The sequence below is a fragment of the Aporhodopirellula aestuarii genome, assembly GCF_023701485.1.
Lineage (GTDB): Bacteria > Planctomycetota > Planctomycetia > Pirellulales > Pirellulaceae > Rhodopirellula > Rhodopirellula aestuarii.
In genome coordinates this window covers 145,013-163,897 of the sequence record NZ_JAMQBK010000062.1, presented here as the reverse complement: position 1 = coordinate 163,897, position 18,885 = coordinate 145,013, and the positions used below count along the sequence as shown (strand labels likewise).

The following is an 18,885-nucleotide window of genomic DNA, read 5'->3' as shown; positions in this document are numbered from 1 at the left end:
TACTCACGCGAAGTTTGAGCAAGCCGGTTGTTTACCTGAATCGGCCGAGCGAGCAAATTGAAACAGGGACGATTAGTTCACCACTTTGGTAAACCGGGCGACATAGCCGCCTCCTGGCGCAAGCTGCACCAGCACATCTTGCCCGCGACGCGATGCCCGTGTCTCAACACGCAGCGGCACGGCGGTGGTGAATTCGTGGAGCACCGCCTTGGGATTCATCCCGACAAGATCGACGCCGCGACGCTGTAGATCATCGCAAACGATCTCCATTTTGTATTGACCTTCGTCTAGAAACGAAGGACTTAACGAATAGCCTTTGGTTGCTTGCTCCCCGTTGAGAATTCCAACAAACCAGTCTTGATCGCGACGCCGTGCCATTACCGCGAGTTTTCCAATTTGACTCCCGGGAAGAACACGCGTTTCATCCCAAACGGCAGGTATATCGCTGATCACCGTGAACGCATCTTTGAGAATCGGATGACGCATCATCGTGTCAGGATGTTCCGCATACGTCTGCAATCCAGAAGTGAATAACACCAGTGTTGCCGCCTGATGTGCCCACGTCGTCGGTCCAGGATTAGAAAACAGCACGGGCGTGTAGTCCGCGTGACCCACCACAAATCGCGTGAACGGTAAAGCGGCGTTGTGGGATGCAGGCAGCGGCCCCTCTTTCATTTTGTTCACTTCGATACCGCGAATCCCTTCACGGGTCATTTCATTGGGATAGGTCCGTTCTTCGCCCGTTGAGGCGTGACAACCATGAAAGTTGATCATCAGCCGATACTTCGCGGCGTTTTGCAAAACCGCGACTTCAAAATCAACCAGTTCTTTTGACTCACCGTTCATGAAATCAATCTTCAGGCCAACCGCGCCCACCTCAGCGACTTGGGCAAAGTACATCCGCATTTGTTGATAATCGTTTGCTGGATCCATGATGTCCGCCGAATGCACCCACAACCACACGCCGACGCCCATTTCGTGGGCGTGTTTGCATAGTTTGCCGATGGTATCCCACGGTGCATCCCAGTTCTTCCATCCGTCATCAATGGTTGTGTATTCAAACCCCATTTCGGCGGCCAGATCGATGAATCGTCGCTGTGTCGTTGGGTCACCGAGACCGAGCGTTTCCCAACTCCAAACGGTGCGTCCTGACTTGATGTAATCGACATCGGTGAAAAGTTTGGCATCGGGGGGCGGATTAAGATTCTTAATCAAATCACTGTTAACAAGTTCGTTGAGATCATCCGCCAACATGGTGACTCGCCACGGAGTCACAATCGTGCCTTCGACGTCAAACCCTTTCTCCCCTTCGGTGAAATCGGCCACCAAGGTTCGATTACTCGTCGCCCGCAATCGCATGCCGCTGTAGTTGTAGGTCGCGGCCTTTGTGATTACGGCGTAGCCGATTTGACGGGGAAGCTCTAAGATGATCGGAGTGCCTTGAATCGGCCCCACCGGAGAAACCCGATGCAATTCTCCCACGTCCGTCGAGAGCCATTCGCCGGCATAAGATTTCAACTTCCAGCCTTTCGTCAGCCGTTCAAAGTACCACGCCGTGGCACCATCCATCAGCTTCCAACTCGAACTCTCTCGATCGACATGCTGAGTCCCCTCACCTCGCACGGTGTATCGCACCGCCACTGCATCGTCGTAAACGCGAAACTCTAGATCGCATTGTCGACCGCTATCCAAATGCGTGATCGGATAGAGCCAACTATGGAAATGATTGCGAGCCAAGTGATGGACGCCTCGCGTCGCGTAAGTCTCATCGACCGACGACATCGTGGGTGAACCGATGCTGACCCGTTTCCCGAAATCGACTCCGTCTACCGTGACGCCCAACGGAGAGGGTTCAACGATGTCTTCGCTCTTCCATTTGACTGAATAGCAAAGCACATCCCCTTCATTGACGAACACCGACACGGCAACCTGACCGTCGGGACTCGTCATTGTTCCCGCCTGCGATATGCCCGCCGCGAACAAACCAACGATGAACGCGAGATAAGTTGGAATCAGGGAGTTGCCCATTCGCAGCACGCTATGAGTAAGAGAGAAACTTCTGCAATTTACAAACAATGGTAGATGGCGACCATGAATGTCATCGCGACGCATTTTGGAAAGCGATTCGACTGAGCCACGCGAGCTTCTTGAACGTTTGCCGGACCACACAGCAAACCCAACGACAGACGGAGTTACTCAGGCGTTTCACCCCCCAGTTTTCGCTCCCACCACCGCAAATATTCAACATCGGAGATGTCGGGTGCGAGACCTCGTTTTTCCATTGTCTTCTCATACCATCGGCGTTTTTCCGCCATCAATGAGTCCATGTCGACGGTCTTACTTTCGTCGATGGCGCCTTTGTCGCCAGTCTCTTCGATCCATCGATCGACCGAAGCTCGCAGTTCGCCGAGTTGGCTCGCATATTCGGGATCAGTCGCCAAATTGTGCATCTCAAACGGATCGTCTTGAAGGTCATACAATTCTTCTTCAGGTCTGGTCTCCGCCATGAACGGTGAACTCCATTGCCCACTGGCATGCAGGACCTTCATCACCGTTTCGACGGGGTAGGACAGTTTCTTGTAGCTGCTCAGCTGCATGTACGGCCGATCGGGATGGAAGTTCCGAATGTACTTAAAACGTTTCGTGCGAACGCTGCGAATTCGGTCGGGGGCATCTCCACATCGATCTCGGGCCGCAAACAACTGCTCATGGCCCGTCGACGTTCTATCCAAAAGGTTGAGTCCCGGAAGATCAGGGGACGGCACATTTGCTGCCGCCAATGTCGTCGGCATCAAATCCAACAGCGACGCGAGCCGGTCGTCCACGGCACCTGCCGCCACCTTCCCTGGCCAACGCACAATCAGCGGCACGTGCAGACCTCCGTCGTACAGCCACTGTTTTCCTCGAACATGCGGCCGCCCATGATCGCCAAAGAAGATCACCAGCGTGTTGTCGGCCAATCCCTCCTCTTCGAGACGATCGAGCACGCCACCCACTTTCCAGTCAAGCACCTCGATACTGGCGAGATAGTTTGCCCAGTCCGCCCGCGTCACCGAGTGATCGGGGTAGTACGGCGGAATTGGCGCGTGGGGATACTCACGCGTGCTCTGAACGAACTCACGGTGTGGTTCTTTGATTTGCACTTGAGCGAAAAACGGCTGTCCCTCACTCCGCGCCGACCAATCAACGCCATCAAAGAACTCCTTCGGCGTATAGGCAAAGTTCAGGTGCGATTTGGCAAACTTGACGTCTGTCTTCTTTCCATTCCCGTTACAGACGAAGTAGCCCGCCTTCTGCATCAGGCCCGTGACGGTCGGAACATCGTCTGGCAAGACAGGGATGTCTCGCGTGTCATGGTGATGGCCACCCACTGTCGTTTGATAACGTCCGGTTTGAAACGCTGTTCGTGATGCTGAACAAACCGGGGCGGTCGAGAATGCGTGGGTATAACGCGTCCCCTCGCTCGCTAAGCAATCGATATTCGGCGTTGCAACGTCCGGGTATCCATAGCACCCTAGCTCCGGGCACAAATCATCCGAGATGATCCACACAACGTTAGGACGTTCGTCGGCAAATGACGAACACGATATGGAAGACAGCAAGGCGATCACGAAGGCACTCGCGATCGACAGAAGAGTCTGGAATTTCATAGGTGTTCGATCACGAATCGTTGCGGAACTGGTCATACTCGGGATTCACATCCGCGTCACGGAAGATGGGTTTGTTTTTCCAAAGGTCGTACGTGGCCTTTAATTGCTCGACCGATTCGGGATACTGCCCTTGGTCGTTCGTATTCTTGATCCAGCCCTCGAGTATTTCACGATGACGAATCAGTTCGTCGTGGTACGCGGGCTCGGACGCCAAGTTGTTGATTTGGTGCGGATCGGACTCGAGGTCGTAAAGCTCCTCCTCAGGGCGAACGCCGAACCAGTGCTCATCCTGGTAATCGGTGAGTTGTCCGGCCGCATGCAACCGCTTGAGATCAAGTACTTCCACTTTGTTGTCGCGGTACTGCGCTTGCAGCATCGGACGATCAGGGAAGTAATTGCGAATATAGCGAAGTTTATCTGTCCGCACGGTGCGAATGCGGTCGATGGTGTAGTCGCATCGATCGCGAGCCGATATGACATACTCACGCGGTTTAAATTGCGTACCGAATAAATCATGCCCGTCCAAATATTCGGGGATCTCGACGCCACCCAAAGCCAGCGTGGTGGCTGATATATCAAGTCCCGAAACCAGATCGTTCCGCACCGTTCCCGCTTTCAATATCGGATGACCGCCTTTGATGACTAGCGGAACATGGACGCCGCCTTCATAGCAAAACTGTTTGTGTCGCAGCGAGTGATTGCTGCCGTGATCGGAAAAGAAGAAAACAATCGTGCGGTCAAGTTCACCGTCGGCTTCAAGCTGCGCCAAAATTTCGTCGACGCGAGCATCGGCACCACGAGCGGCATTGTAGTGCATCGTCCACGAGGCACGGTGGCCCGGTGTATCGGGGAAGTACGGTGGCAAAGGAACTTCGTCGACCGCCAACAACTCGCCCTCACGAACGTGTTTCGCATTGGCCTTACCGCCTTTGATCTCGATCTGGCCAAACCACGGTTGATCTTTGTCGGGCCGCGCGTTCCACGTGTCCTCGGTTACCGACATGTTGCGATGAGCCGTATTCCCTTGCCAACCGTTCATGCCGGCTCGATAGTCAGGCTTGTTACCGACTGTGTAGAGTTCGCGCCGATCGTAGTGAAAGTTGTAGTCGTCTTTGCCACTGTTGAAGGTGAAATACCCAGCGGATCGCATCAACTCCGGAATCGTCTTGATCCCGTCGGGCAACTCGATCCGCAAATTCTCTGGAACGATTTGCCCGTTCGTAAACCGTCCCGACCGGTGTTGGTGCGTCCCCGTCGTGGTTTGCATCACACCGGTAATGATCGCCGAACGACAAGCCGAGCAAACCGGTGCAGGAACAAACACACGTTTGAAAAGCACGCCATTGGAGGCGAGTTCGTCGATCGCGGGCGTGTGTCCCGCATTGATGGGATCATCGTAACAACCCATGAACGGCGAGAGATCCTCAGAAAAGATCCAGAGGATGTTCGGACGATCATCGGCTGAGACAATCGTCGCGGCAAATAACACACAGAAAACCGAAACAAATCGATACATCATGATAGGCACAAGTGGGGGAAACTGGTGAGGTCCTGGATTCGATAGGAATTGTAACCGGTATTGGCCGGCCACACTGACTTGAGTGCGATTGACGCAGTACGGGCGAGGATGAAGCAAACAGACTCGAAATCATTGACCAAGCGCACAGCCTCTTACTCAATGCGACCGAACAGGCTGGCTCAACTCGCAGCCAACAAAATCCGCTCTGCGTTCACTTCCTCGACAAATGCGACACGCTGGACATCCCAATTCATTGAGACTCGATGCCGAACGGCTGGTTATCGAGTCGACAATTCGTACTTTTCAAGCAGCGCGTCCGTTGCATCTTGGAAGTGAGCGGCGTCGAGCATGTGATTATAAACGATGAGTTCGGCGATGTTTCCGGAGAAGAAGAACCGGTCGCCTGAACCGCCTGCGCCAAAGATGTGAGTGCCTTTTTTCGGCGGACTCCCCAACGGGGTCGCGGAACCTTGGAGTCGTCCGTCAACGTACAGGTCAAAGGTGTTGTTTTGGTGGCTGTACTGCACCGCACATAGAACTAACATGTCGGGCAAGTTCGATTCACCTTTGATCGCCGAACGCTGGTAACTGGATGCTTTGTCATTCTTCGTCGTGGTCGAGGAGGCAACAAACTTGGGTTGACTTAGTGTCTGTGAAATTCGGAACGAAGACTGACCTTGTAGTTTCAACAACGTGCCACCTTTTCCAAATCGCAAACTGGCGATAACGAAAGCGGTAAAATCGTCGCCCACTTCGACGGGTGATGTCACCAGAAACTCTTCGTTCTTTCGGCCACCGAATTGGATCGAAGGCCAACCATGCGGATGTCTCAAAACGGGGTAAGTATGCGGTTTCCACAGTGGACGCTGGGACGGGTTGACCTGCCACGCGGCGGGCTGCGACTTCTGCGAGCCCAGATCTTCCGATGAGCGATCAGCGAGGTTGCTCCACGAGATCACGCGAGACTGATTGTCGCGTTGGACCCCCTGACTCGCTTCGAACCAGAGAATCAGATCGTCAGTCAATGGCAAATTGGTAACTGGAATGTCCGATCGCACCTCGTCATCCCGGCCGGGAATCCGAACGAAACGGCTGCGGTCAGCCGGTATCGTTACGAACCAAGGCTCGTCGAGACGGACTCGTCTGCTGGGCACCTGCGCGGCCATCAACGCTCGCATGCGAAAACCCTGGGTCAGTCGATCGTCGCTCTCTACTGTGCCGTTGCTTCGGCCCACGATGCTTCGAGTCGGCACTAACTCAACTTCTCCGTCAAAGACATGTGCTTCGGTATTTCCAGTCCCATCGACACTGACGCCGAATTCCTTGCCATCCGCCAAGCAGTGCGCCGACGGTGTGATGATCTCAAAACCGTAGGCCGATTCGGGCACCAACGCGGAAAGCTTCCCGGTATGTAGAAACGCACTCTCGGCTGTAACAATTTCGAGCTCGGCGGGGCCCTCCAACGTGACAACGACGCCGTTGTTGAATTCGACAGCGAGCAGTCCTTGGGAAATCGCTATCGATTCCCCCGGATGAAATTCCTCCGACGTCGTTGCACCCCATTTCTCAACTTCGAGAACACAGTCGACACGTTGGACAATCCGAGCAAGCCCGCGGTGGACGACAGGTTGCTGATTGATGACGCTGCTGACTGCAATCGGCGATGCAACCCGAGCCTGGATCCCCACATAAGACTGCAACGTCAACGTGACCAACAATGTCGCGGCCGCAACCAGGGCTGCTTTTATGAACGTTCGTCGCATGCCAACGACTCGTGACAGGACACTCGGCCTCTCGGGTAGCGTGACTGCCAGCGTCTCTGATTGGAGCGTGCTCGGATCGGACAGAATTTCACAAACGTTCACCGCGCGGAGATACTCTTGTTGCAACTCCACATTGCCCAACATTGCGTCTTGCAGCCGATCAAAATCGCTGGGGGAAATCGTGTTGTCGATCGTTTGATAGATCAAGTCACGCAGTTCTTTATCCATGTTGTTAATCCTCAGCCATTCTCATCCGCACGCAGTCTAGCAATGCAGAACGCAGCAAATTGATTTGATAGTAGAGCTGTCGAGGCTTCTTCTGAGTTTCTTCTGCGATCTTTGCAACCGAATCACCACATCGATGGACGCTTAACAAAAGCCTCCGAGACTTCTCACCCATCTTTTCGAGGCAATCTTCAACAGCGTTCAGTTCATCCTCTTGTGAGCCCAGCCCGCCGAGCGCCAGGTCAGCCAATTCAGCGAGCAATTCGTCTCGAAAGACGATCCGGTCACGTGACCTATCACGCTGATAGCTAAGCACCTTGTAGCGAGCGATCACGCAAACCCAACAAGCGAAGTCGTTGGCCGTCCCGCCCAACTCGTTCGATTCAAAATCAGAGAACTTCTTCCAGGCCTCCAACGCCGTCTCTTGGAGAACATCATCAAGACCATCCCCTCCCGGAAGAAGTCCACGAGCGAACCGTCGAACGATATGCTCCGTCCGCGCCAGTAGTCCGATGAAACGCTGGTTGCGTTCGAGGTCTAAGCCAGGGTCAGTCAAGATAAAATTTCCTTCGTCTGGATATAGATTCCACGCAGCGCCATCGTTTACAAAAATTCCGGAAAATCTCCGCCGAATCCGACCATCGGCCAAAATGCGTTCAGACGAAGGCCCCTCACATGAGCCCCCCAGGTGGTCAGAAACCGCAGAGAATGGCGGCACCACGAATAAGAGTTTCCGCTATCGCGAATCGCCAGACGGCTCGCATGACGAATCAAGCTGAAACGAAGAACCGACCGATCTCCGAAGATCACCCCTGCAGGCGAGACCGGTGCGTCACACGAAATCGCTCACGAGCAAGTCGGCGAGACGATGCCCTGGCATGATCAACGAGTCACGCGGCCGAACTTTATTTGGAGGGTTCGTTCCGAAGCGACGAGAACGTTTTTGAGTCCGGTTTTGTCGGCAACGTCTCTTTCCAATTTGCAATTTCCTCCAGCAACTGGGCCGCCACTTCAGGCTTGGACTCTTTTAGGTCCACCTTCTCGTACGGATCGCTGACGATGTCATAGAGCTCGAAATAGGAGGAGTCTTCGTTGGCAAGAAGTTTCCAATTTTGGAACACGATGCAGTACGACACCCAGTGAAAAGGATTCCGCTGCGTCGGTTTGCCTTTGTTCCCCATTTTCCAGAACAGCGGTTTGCTGCGACCTTGGCTTTCCTTGCCTTGTAGTCCCGCAAGCTGACTGATCCCATCGGGTTGGTAACCTACAGGAAGCGGAGCACCGGCGACCTCGCAAAAGGTCGGCAACAGGTCAACCGCTGAAATCATCAGTTCGTCATCCACCTTTCCCGCTGCGATCTTTCCTGGCCAACGGGCAATGAATGGAACGTTGATCCCGCCTTCAAACAACGAGGCCTTATACCCCTTCCGTCCGGCTGTGATTCCTTTCGACGCCGCGATTCCGAAGCCTGCCCCGGTTGCCGTGTCATACATCAGATCCAGTGACGCCGACGCCGAGCCTCGCGCAGGCCCGTTGTCGGAACTGAAGATCACCAGCGTGTTTTCAGTCAAGTTCAACCGATCGAGAGTATCAAGAACTTCGCCGATGCGTTCGTCGGCGTGAGTCAGCACCGACGCATAGATCTCATCGGCTTCTTCCAAACCGCTGTCGCGATATTTCCAACGGTACTTCGGCACAACGTGAAATGGCGTGTGTGGTTCGTGCACCCACAAATTGATAAAGAACGGTTTACCCGCATCGACACTGCTGTGGATGAAGTCAGTCGCGTTATCGGCATCTTCGTGCACCGGCATTTGTTCGCCCGAACAATTAAATGCACCGTAACGGTCGTAGCCATATTCCATCGGAGATGGCGAATCCGGAATCATGTCGTTGGACAAATGCCATTTACCGAAGTGAGCGGTCGCGTAACCGGCCGACTGCAATAATCTCGGCATCGTCACCGTCTGCGGATCGAGCCAATCGGGCATGTTGCGTTTGGCGTTACTGGGCACCCACGCAAAGTGACCGTCGATATTAAAGCGTGCCGGAAAATGCCCCGTCATGACTGCGGTTCGACTCGGCGAACAAACACCACTGGCAACCGTAAATCGCTGGTAATCGGTGCCCTCGCGAGCCAACCGATCGAGATTCGGCGTCTTCACATACGGGTGACCGTGACAACCCAAATCGCCCCATCCCCAATCGTCGCCGAAGATAAACACGATGTTCGGTTTGGATGACGCCTCATCCGCCGACGCCGAATCGACGGCGAGACCAAACAAGGCAACACAGATCGCGACCAAGAACATCTTTTTGCACATCATCAATGGACTCATTCGTGAATCGAGGTTGGGGATATTCGTTGAGACAAGACGGCTTCGGATCGATCGGGTATCGGGCAACTCTGAACAGATTGACACATTCGGCGACGATGGGCTCGCTCACGGCCACGCAGCAAGCATTCATTGCAATCAGAAAAGCACGGTGATTACCGGACGATCAACGGACTTCATCGATCGGCAGGAGAGCAGGTCACGAGGAGCACGATCAACGACAACATTGTCGTTCGCGCACTGCGTTTCCCAATGACGTTTTCCGCCACCCCCATACCGATTTGCGTCAACCGACCGGCGTTGATTCCAACATTAATCCACTGGTCAAGAGAACGCCACCTCCCTAGACACCTCTTCCAATTGCACCCCATCCTCAATCGCGACAACGGGATTCGCCCATGCGTTGAGCGTCATCGCCGTCACCATCACGACGGAGACCAAGTGTGCGAATTCGATGAAATCGAGCCTAAAAACAGTGGCCAATGATTCTCGTTTGGTTCAAAATCAGCAAAATCGACCGACTCACTGCTTTAGAATGTCCGCAACGCGCCGCCCTGCCTGCCGCCGGCCCCGCGGTCCATTCGATCTGGCCTGCGACGTTTCTTGTCAACCTATTCCACACGTAACTGATTCCCCATGCGAACCAACATGTACCTCCTCGGTCTTCTCGCGTTCTTCTTCGGTTCGGTCACCGCGTTTGCCGCTCCGCCGCATCCCAACATCGTCATCATCATGGCAGACGATCTGGGATACGGTGACGTGAGTTGCTTCGGTGCCACGAAGATTCAGACGCCCAACATTGATACGTTGGCCAGTGAAGGCATGATGTTCATCGACGCCCACTCGGCGGCGTCGGTTTGTTCGCCATCCCGCTACGGACTGATGACCGGACAATCACCGTGGCGTCTGCATCGCAAAGGAAACGGTTACCGGCTCGAACCAGGCCGAATGACCTTGGCGTCACTCGTCAAAGAGCACGGATACCGGTCAGCCGCGGTGGGCAAATGGCATCTCGGCTACGGCCCGAATTGGGAAAAACCACTGAGTCCCGGTCCACTCGAAGCCGGCTTCAGTTACCACTTTGGAGTCCCCACCAATCACAACGATCAGTATCGCGCGTTCGTTGAGAACCACGACTTTTTCGGTCTCGAACCTGGCAAAAAACTAGAGGTTGTGAAGGGGCAGGTATTCCCATCGGGTTTGGCCGAACCACGCGTTGAAGATCAGGTCGACACGCGATTGACCGAGAAAGCGATCGAGTTCATTCGTGAAAATTCGGACACGCCATTCTTTCTCTACTTCACTCCCTGCGCCCCGCACACCCACGTGACTCCCGCAGCACCATTTCGCGGTACGAGCCAGGCGGGATTGCTTGGGGACTACGTCCAAGAACTCGATTTCCACGTGGGCGAAATCATCGACACGCTCGACGAACTAAAAATCGCCGACAATACCCTGCTTATCTTTACGAGTGATAACGGTAACAGCCCGAAAGATTTTAAGGGAACACAGGACACTGTCCTCAACCTCGCGGTCGATTCACACAACATCCGCGAAAAGTTCAAAACCGCAAAACTGGATGCTCGGGCGATGGGACACTATACCAACGGTCCCTGGCATGACGGCAAAGGCTCTCCTTACGAAGGCGGACACCGTATCCCGTTTATCGCCCGTTGGCCCGGCAAAGTCGCGCCGGACTCGCTGTCGACCCAATTAGTGTGCCTGACTGACATGATGGCCACGATTGCCGACATTCTCGATACCCCACTCCCTGACGACGCCGGGGAGGACTCGTTCAGCATCCTGCCGGCGTTGCTCGATACGAAACCGGAACAACCGCTTCGCGAGATCGCCTTTGTCCAAGGCGACACGAAGGACAACGCGATCGCAATTCGAGCGGGTCGTTGGAAGTTGATCGAGTCCACAGACAACGGCAAGAAGGTCCACGAACTGTTCGATCTCTCCGAAGACCGCGGCGAAACCAAAAATCTCGCCAGCAAAAATCCAGAAGTCATCGAACGACTCTCGGCAGCCTTGGCGAAAGCTCGGGCCGATGGACGCACGCGTTCAGTGCAGTAACACTCGGCACCAGCCGCTCATCAACGCCAGCGGGGTAAACAAGCCAGCGAACTCTTACTGACGTTCGATCCAGGGGTTTTCCGTCTTGCTGATGCGGACGTTTGCTTTGAGGAACTCGATGATCTTTGGAATGACCGTTGATTCTTCGTTCACCAAAGCGGGTCCGCTCAAGTTGGTTTGCGGCAACACCATCTCAAATCCCACTGCGGATCCGCGATGAAGTTTCTTTTTGACAGTCTCGAGACGACTACCCATGCGTTCGGCATCTTTGCCCTGCGAACTGTCTTTGCCGGCGATAATCAGCGTGGGAAGCCGAACCAGAGCCATATCCGTGACGGGCATGTTCATCGAGAGACCGTTGAGATTCTTCTCCGGTGAAACATAAACCAACGCCTTCACGTCTTGGCCTTGTTTCATCCGACCGACGCTAGGGATTTTCCAGTCGCGAGCCGCCCAATAACCGGCGATGATCGATCCTTCTTTGATCCCGATCATGCACAACGCGTTCAGATTGAGCCGGCCGGCGTTGTTCTCTCCTTTGAGAAATTGCTTCGCTTCCTCGATGTCGAAACGCACGATCGCGTCGACGTCTCGGCGGCCCATCGTTGCAATGTTGAAGTTCTCCTGATTCCCCGATACATCCGTGAATGTCTTGCTGTTGCCGTGCCCACGGTACTCGACCACCAAAACCGCAAACCCAGCTTCACGAAGGGCCATGCACAGTTTTAGGTACGGTGCGGCTTGGCCTTTCCATTCGTGGACCAGAATGACGGGCGGCGCTTCCTTCCCCAATTTGGACGGGAAATAGAACGTGCTGAGATTGACGTTGTCCTTCGTGACCAATTTCTCGGGTCGTGGCTTGAGCGCCGGATCCTCCTCCTCCTTCGCGGCGCTCTTGCCCCGCGTTTGGGCAGCGATGGGGGAGGACAACGCGATCACCGAGAAAACAGCGACCAGACCGATCGCAACCGCTGCGGTGACGCGACGAAATCCGAGGTAGGGGCCTGATCCGAGGGAAGAACGTGAGCGGCAGCAATCGAGGGGGCGACGTTGAGACATCGGGATCTATGCGTGGGGAAAAGAGGGACACGTATCGAAGAGAGCTTGCCCGCATTCTAACTGATATCGACCGTGGTTGCAGGCAATTGCTCCGGAACGCACGCTCGGACGTTCCCGCACACCTCCGCCACCCCACGCCTTCCTGTTTGCGTGCGAGATCGCACGCTGCCGCCCTTGCGTCAATTTGTCCTGACACTCGACGGGCACTCACCACACCCTAAATCGGACGTCGCGGAGCCCGTCGCTCCCCCAACGCATGCCCCGGCAACCGCGGCATCTCGATTGCAAGACGGAGACGATGAAAACCAAAAGGTATGAAACAGACCACAAACTTTATCAACTTATCGACGGAGCCGATTGATACGATGTCCACCACCCTGCCGAACGCACCCGCAGTTTCGACGCTCGCCAATTCAAAAAACAACGAACCAAAATCCGACATCCCTCAACGCGACGCTTGGCGGCAGTTTCGGCTAGGCAATTGGGAAAATGAGATCGACGTTCGCGACTTCATCCAAAAAAACTACACACCCTATGCGGGTGATGATCAGTTCCTCGCCGACCCGACCGAGCGGACGCGGCAACTCTGGGACGAACTAAAAGACCTGCTTGAACAGGAACGCCAAGCTGGCGGAGTCCTCGATGCGGACACGATCGTTGTCGGCAAACTGACTTCGCATGGTCCCGGCTACATTAACCGCGATCTCGAACAGATTGTCGGTGTGCAAACCGACGCACCGCTTAAACGTGCCATGCTGCCTTACGGCGGTGTTCGAATCGCTCAGAAAGCGTTGCTCGCCCACGGACGAGAAATGGATGCCGCGACGGCAGATATTTTTGCAAAACATCGCAAGACCCATAACGACGGCGTCTTCGATTGCTACACCGCCGACATCCGTAAAGCGCGAAGCGCCGGCATCGTCACGGGGCTGCCTGACGGCTACGGACGTGGCCGCATCATCGGCGATTATCGTCGCGTTGCCCTGTATGGTGTCGATCGTTTGATCGAAGACAAAAAGCAACAATTCCACTCGATCGAATCCCACGCGTTCAGTGAGTCGTGGGTGCGTGAACGTGAGGAATTGCAAGACCAAGTCCGTGCGTTGGCGGACCTCAAGAAAATGGCAACTGCCTACGGGTTTGACATTTCGGTCCCCGCCACGAATGCACGCGAAGCGGTTCAGTGGACGTACTTTGGATACCTCGGAGCGATCAAAGAACAGAACGGCGCCGCGATGTCGTTCGGACGCGTGAGCAACTTCTTTGACATTTACTTCGAACGAGACATTGCCGAAGGAACGCTGACCGAAGCGGAAGCTCAGGAGATCATCGATCACCTCGTCATGAAGATGCGGATCGTTCGTTTTATCCGAACGCCTGATTATGACGAATTGTTTTCGGGCGACCCAACCTGGGTGACGGAAAGCATCGGTGGAGTTGGCGAAGATGGCCGCCCCTTGGTGACTAAAACAAGTTTCCGCATGCTGCACACGCTGACCAATCTCGGCACCGCACCGGAACCCAACCTGACGGTGCTGTGGAGCCAAGATCTGCCTGAGGCTTTCAAAGATTTCTGTGCCAAGGTGTCGATCTCAACGAGTTCGATCCAGTATGAAAACGATGACCTGATGCGGCCCTATTGGGGCGACGACTATGGAATCGCATGTTGCGTTTCGGCAATGCGAATCGGCAAGCAAATGCAGTTCTTTGGAGCCCGCGCGAACCTTGCCAAAGCGATGCTGTACGCAATCAATGGCGGTCGTGATGAAAAAAGCGGCGAACAAATCGCCCCGCCGATGGAACCGATCCGCAGCGAATACTTGGACCTGTGGGAACTCGACGCCAAGTTCGACTTGGTTATGGATTGGCTCGCCGAAACCTACGTGAAGGCTCTCAATATCATCCACTACATGCACGACAAGTACTCGCCTGAGCACTTGATGTTTGCGTTGCATGACCGAGAAATCTACCGAACGATGGCAACCGGTATCGCCGGATTGTCGGTCGCAGCGGATTCGTTATCGGCGGTCAAAAACGCCCGCGTGCGGATCATCCGAAATGACGACGGGCTGGCGGTGGACTACGAAGTCGAAGGCGATTATCCGGCATACGGAAACAACGATGACGCTGTGGACTCGATCGCCGCAGACCTGATGACACGGTTCATGGAAAAGGTCCGTCGTCAACCGATGTACCGAGACTCGGTACCGACGCAGTCCGTCCTGACGATCACTTCGAACGTCGTCTATGGCAAGAAGACGGGCAGCACGCCCGACGGGCGAAAAACTGACGAACCGTTTGCCCCGGGCGCCAATCCGATGAGCGGCCGAGATAAGAAAGGCGCCATCGCGGCAATGGCCTCGGTTGCCAAGATGCCTTATGACCATGCTCAGGATGGCATCTCTTACACGTTCTCGATCGTTCCCGACGCGCTCGGCAAAGACTCACAGATGCGGCAGGACAACCTCGTCAATTTGCTCGATGGTTACTTTGCCGAGACCGGACATCACATCAACGTGAACGTCTTCGATCGTGAGACACTCAGGGACGCGATGGATCATCCTGAAAAGTACCCGCAATTGACGGTACGAGTATCTGGCTATGCGGTCAACTTCATCAAGTTGACTCGGGAACAACAACTCGATGTGATCAACCGCACTTTCCACAGTGTGATCTGACATCCAAGCGTATCCCACAACGGACGGGTAGACGCGTACACCGGTTTTGACCGGCTGACGCGGACACCCGTCGTCTCTTTTCATTAGCTCTTCAAAATATTTGACTCCATGGAAGATCGACGACCTTCACTTGCTCCTTTTGAGTGTGCCTCGGGCATATCGTGGCTGAGCCATTACTCGGCGAAAGGCACCAATCGGTGTGAGCGACGACTCGCGTCCGCACACGAGGATGCGTCCGAATCACCCCCTGAGTCGGTGCCTTGCTCCGGTTTCGTCCACTCAATCGAAACATGCGGCACGGTGGACGGCCCGGGATTGAGATACGTGCTGTTTCTGAGCGGGTGTCCACTGCGTTGCCAGTATTGCCACAACCCGGACGCTCAAGGCAAACCGCACGGCGAAATAAGAACATCCGAATCCGTGATCGAGGATGTGGTCAAATATCGAAACTTCATTCGCCGGGGCGGGATCACCATTAGTGGTGGCGAACCCATGATGCAAAACGAATTTGTCCATGACGTTTTCCGCCGAGCCAAGGCGGAAGGGATCCACACGACGCTGGACACGTCCGGGTTTTTAGGACACCGAGCATCGGACGAAATGCTTGAAAGCGTCGATCTGGTGCTGCTCGACATCAAAAGTTCGGATCCGCAAACTTATCGCGAAACCACCGGCGTGAGCTTGCAACCGACACTCGATTTCGCGAGGCGATTGAGCGACCTTGGCAAGTCCATGTGGATTCGGTTCGTATTGGTCCCCGGGCTCACCGATGACGAGGCGAACGTACGTGGTGTGGCCAAATTCGTGGCGGGACTTACGAGCGTTGAGCGTGTCGAAGTACTGCCGTTTCACAAATTGGGCGAATCCAAATACGAACAGCTGGGAATGCGATATCAATTAAGCGATACCGCCGCGCCGAGCCCCGAACAAATGGCCTCCTGCCGGCAAATTTTCTCCGAGGAGGGTGTGACAACCCGCTAACGTTTTCGCCCTCTACTGTTATCTCTACCGATTTCACTGCGAAAATCCCCCGAAAAACGCGGAAGGCCTCAGAACACTCCCGTTTTTCGTGTACGACGCTGCGTCCCGCCTGATGCAGTGTCGCTTCGACATACCGGATGGCTCGCGCCCACTGCCCCCCGTTATTCAACCGTGTTGACACGGCGGAGTAGCGGCGCGGCGCGGGCCGTCCGCGTATTCACGGTTCGTAAACGGGAAGCCAGCGAAAGTTTTAGGCCGCTGGTGCCCCTTCCTCGACTCCATGACTCCGACGCCCCAGTTGAGTCAACCGAACACGTGTACCGAACCACAGTCGGGTGCTAGACTCTGCCCCATCGCAGGCTCGCCCCGCCTGCCGAAATCAATCGGGTGCGTCGGCCGCAGATGCATCATCCGCATGGGAGCGGGCGTTCGCCGCTGCCTGGACCAGTTCTTTGGTACCGAATCGGGTACCACACGTTGAAATGATTTGCCCATGGCGCCGCCCACACGACGATGCACCCGCTGTTTCCGACCGCACCGGATGTGCTTTTGCGATGCGATCACTCAAGTCGCACATCGGACCGCCGTTTTAATTCTGCAGCATCGTCGCGAGCGGTTCCACCCATTCAACACCGCACGGATCGTCCACGAATCGCTCGAACAATGTGGGCTGTTGGTTGCTTACAATTCGGAACTCGCCGAGCAGTTTGAACGTGTGACTCTGTCAGACAACGCGGGTCTGTTGTATCCCGGTCCAGGCTCGCAATTATTAACTGAACTTGCCCCCGAGGAACGCCCTGACCAACTCGTGATCTTGGATGGAACCTGGCATCAAGCGAAAACGCTCTTTCGCGACATTCCACGGCTGCAAACCTTGCCGCAGTACCGACTGGCTCCCTCTGAACCGGGACGCTATCGCATCCGCCGCGAACCCAATGAACACGCGCTGTCGACGCTCGAAGCGACCGTGTCGGCGCTGCTGGCTCTGGAACCAGAAAACCAGAACTTGCAACGATTGATCGATACGTTTGATCGAATGATCGGAGATCAAATCAGCAGGCACACGGCTCCCAAGCACAAACCGAGCAAACCGAATTGGCGTCGAAATGAACGTCGTCGACGTGGGTCGGCAAACGTGCCGCGTGTCTTGACAGGCGATCTTAAAAACATCGTCGTCGCGTACGGTGAACGCGAACCCAACCACCCTGTTCCGATTTACTGGACCGCTATTCGCTTAGCCACCGGTGAACGATTTGAATGTGCGATTCAATCGAAATCCTTTGCCGACACCGGTTTAATGAACCACCTGCAACTCGATCCCAAAATCGTCGAGCGTGCGGTGAGCCTCAATGAGTTTCGCGATTCGTGGCGAGAGTTCATTCGGCCTGACGATCACATCGCGATGCGTCATCACGGCACCGCCCGATTGCTCAAGACGGCCGATGCCGTATTTGCGCCTCCGGTTATTTTGAAGTCGGTAAACGTTCCTGAAACCGGCTCGGAAACTGCGACCGTCAATTTGCCAGAGGGAGTCTCGCGAGCTTCCGTACGACTGCAGACGGCAGTTGACTTCGTCTACCATCTCAACTCGCTGTACCAAACCGCTGACGAGCAATCTGCAGCACTTGCTTGAAACAGCCGATCGGGAAAAAGTGGTCACCCGCAATCATTTGCAATCGAAATCCCGCTGTCGTGTAAGCTTGCCAGCCTAACATTTTGGCTGCCGTGATTCGGCCATCATCGGTGCCCGCGAGCGCCGTGATGGGAACGTCGATGACCTCGACGGGTCGTGATTCGTACGACTCAAGTAACGCCAGATCGCGTCTAACGGTCGGCAAGAATAACTTCATCGCCTCTTCATTTTCACGAAGTGTTTTGGGAACTCCACCGTAGCGAAGATCGAGTTGATCGGCGAAATCGCGATCATCTAAGTGAACGATGGAATCACGCCGGGTGATGTGGTCGGGCGACGACATCGCCATCACGACCAGCCCGTTTGCCCGGCAATGTTTGGCGACGCAGTATGCCAACAGAGCACCAAAACTATGCCCAACCAATACTGGAGGCCGTTCGAGTTTGGGTAGATTGTCAACAAGACTCTCGACGAGTTCGTCGAGCGACTCCGGTATCGACTCGGCAAAGCGTGCCTCGCGACCTGGGAGAGTCGCGACAAACAGATTCGTTTCTGGCGGAGACAATCGTGCTTGGCGGATCAAAGGCGAGGCGGCACCTCCGGCGTGCGGGAACCAAATGATGGTTTCGAACGAGTCGACTTGCCCGCCAACGCGTCGATACCACTTCGAAGGTTTTTCGGAGGTCATAGGCAACGTGTCGATTCGGGTTTTTGTTGGCGGTAATCTCGAACGCGAGCGGTCTTGGACTCGGCAGCCAGGAAATCAGCGACTCGCGATATTTTGGCGACAAGGGCATTCGGAACGGGGCATCATTTGCGGCAGACGCTCGACCACGTCCGGAAAGGCAAGATAGGGAAGATGTGCATGCGTCGAGTGTTCAATTGTCAGTGAAAGGACGCAATCGCACGACGGTTTCACTTCTCAACCACCCCAATTGGGTTTTATGCTGTAACACGATGGA

13 protein-coding genes are annotated in these 18,885 nt (G+C 54.9%); 4 read left to right on the top strand and 9 right to left on the bottom strand.

What is annotated here, in order from left to right; all coding sequences use genetic code 11:
- Window positions 1-72: 72 nt before the first annotated feature.
- The 7 genes from NB063_RS23360 to NB063_RS23330 form a co-directional block, all read right to left on the bottom strand.
- Window positions 73-2,028 (bottom strand): glycoside hydrolase family 97 protein, encoded by a 1,956-nt coding sequence (locus NB063_RS23360; RefSeq protein WP_250931315.1) that lies wholly within the window; start codon window positions 2,026-2,028, stop codon window positions 73-75.
- Between the two features lie 164 nt (window positions 2,029-2,192).
- Complete coding sequence (locus NB063_RS23355) at window positions 2,193-3,650, bottom strand: sulfatase family protein (RefSeq protein ID WP_250931314.1); 1,458 nt, start codon at window positions 3,648-3,650, stop codon at window positions 2,193-2,195.
- A 10-nt stretch (window positions 3,651-3,660) separates the two neighbouring features.
- Entirely contained in the window at window positions 3,661-5,169 is a 1,509-nt protein-coding gene (locus tag NB063_RS23350) for a sulfatase family protein (RefSeq protein WP_250931313.1), read from the bottom strand.
- A gap of 278 nt (window positions 5,170-5,447) precedes the next feature.
- Window positions 5,448-7,160, bottom strand: a complete 1,713-nt coding sequence (locus NB063_RS23345; RefSeq protein ID WP_250931312.1) for a LamG domain-containing protein — start codon at window positions 7,158-7,160, stop codon at window positions 5,448-5,450.
- A gap of 4 nt (window positions 7,161-7,164) precedes the next feature.
- Entirely contained in the window at window positions 7,165-7,713 is a 549-nt protein-coding gene (locus tag NB063_RS23340; RefSeq protein WP_250931311.1) for a sigma-70 family RNA polymerase sigma factor, read from the bottom strand.
- A 349-nt stretch (window positions 7,714-8,062) separates the two neighbouring features.
- Window positions 8,063-9,496, bottom strand: a complete 1,434-nt coding sequence (locus NB063_RS23335; RefSeq protein WP_250931310.1) for a sulfatase family protein — start codon at window positions 9,494-9,496, stop codon at window positions 8,063-8,065.
- A gap of 321 nt (window positions 9,497-9,817) precedes the next feature.
- On the bottom strand, window positions 9,818-9,976 hold the full coding sequence (locus NB063_RS23330) for a hypothetical protein (RefSeq protein WP_250931309.1): 159 nt from the start codon (window positions 9,974-9,976) through the stop codon (window positions 9,818-9,820).
- 153 nt (window positions 9,977-10,129) lie between these two features.
- Between NB063_RS23330 and NB063_RS23325 the strand changes: the two genes are divergently transcribed.
- Window positions 10,130-11,572: a sulfatase family protein gene (locus NB063_RS23325; RefSeq protein ID WP_250931308.1), complete on the top strand. Its 1,443-nt coding sequence runs from the start codon at window positions 10,130-10,132 to the stop codon at window positions 11,570-11,572.
- Window positions 11,573-11,626: 54 nt separating this feature from the next.
- Here NB063_RS23325 and NB063_RS23320 read toward each other — a convergent pair whose 3' ends face one another.
- Window positions 11,627-12,631 carry an alpha/beta hydrolase gene (locus tag NB063_RS23320; protein ID WP_250931307.1) on the bottom strand — a complete coding sequence of 335 codons (1,005 nt, stop codon included), beginning with the start codon at window positions 12,629-12,631 and terminating at the stop codon, window positions 11,627-11,629.
- A gap of 314 nt (window positions 12,632-12,945) precedes the next feature.
- Between NB063_RS23320 and pflB the strand changes: the two genes are divergently transcribed.
- The 3 genes from pflB to NB063_RS23305 all read left to right on the top strand — a co-directional run bounded on the left by pflB (window position 12,946) and on the right by NB063_RS23305 (window position 17,923).
- Window positions 12,946-15,309 (top strand): formate C-acetyltransferase, encoded by a 2,364-nt coding sequence (pflB, locus tag NB063_RS23315; protein WP_322975281.1) that lies wholly within the window; start codon window positions 12,946-12,948, stop codon window positions 15,307-15,309.
- 108 nt (window positions 15,310-15,417) lie between these two features.
- On the top strand, window positions 15,418-16,290 hold the full coding sequence (pflA, locus tag NB063_RS23310; RefSeq protein ID WP_250931306.1) for a pyruvate formate-lyase-activating protein: 873 nt from the start codon (window positions 15,418-15,420) through the stop codon (window positions 16,288-16,290).
- Between the two features lie 493 nt (window positions 16,291-16,783).
- Window positions 16,784-17,923 (top strand): tRNA-uridine aminocarboxypropyltransferase, encoded by a 1,140-nt coding sequence (locus tag NB063_RS23305; protein ID WP_250931305.1) that lies wholly within the window; start codon window positions 16,784-16,786, stop codon window positions 17,921-17,923.
- On the opposite strand, the gene NB063_RS23300 is transcribed toward NB063_RS23305, so the two are convergent.
- On the bottom strand, window positions 17,874-18,611 hold the full coding sequence (locus NB063_RS23300; RefSeq protein ID WP_250931304.1) for a thioesterase II family protein: 738 nt from the start codon (window positions 18,609-18,611) through the stop codon (window positions 17,874-17,876). The genes NB063_RS23305 and NB063_RS23300 overlap by 50 nt on opposite strands.
- Window positions 18,612-18,885: the final 274 nt, after the last annotated feature.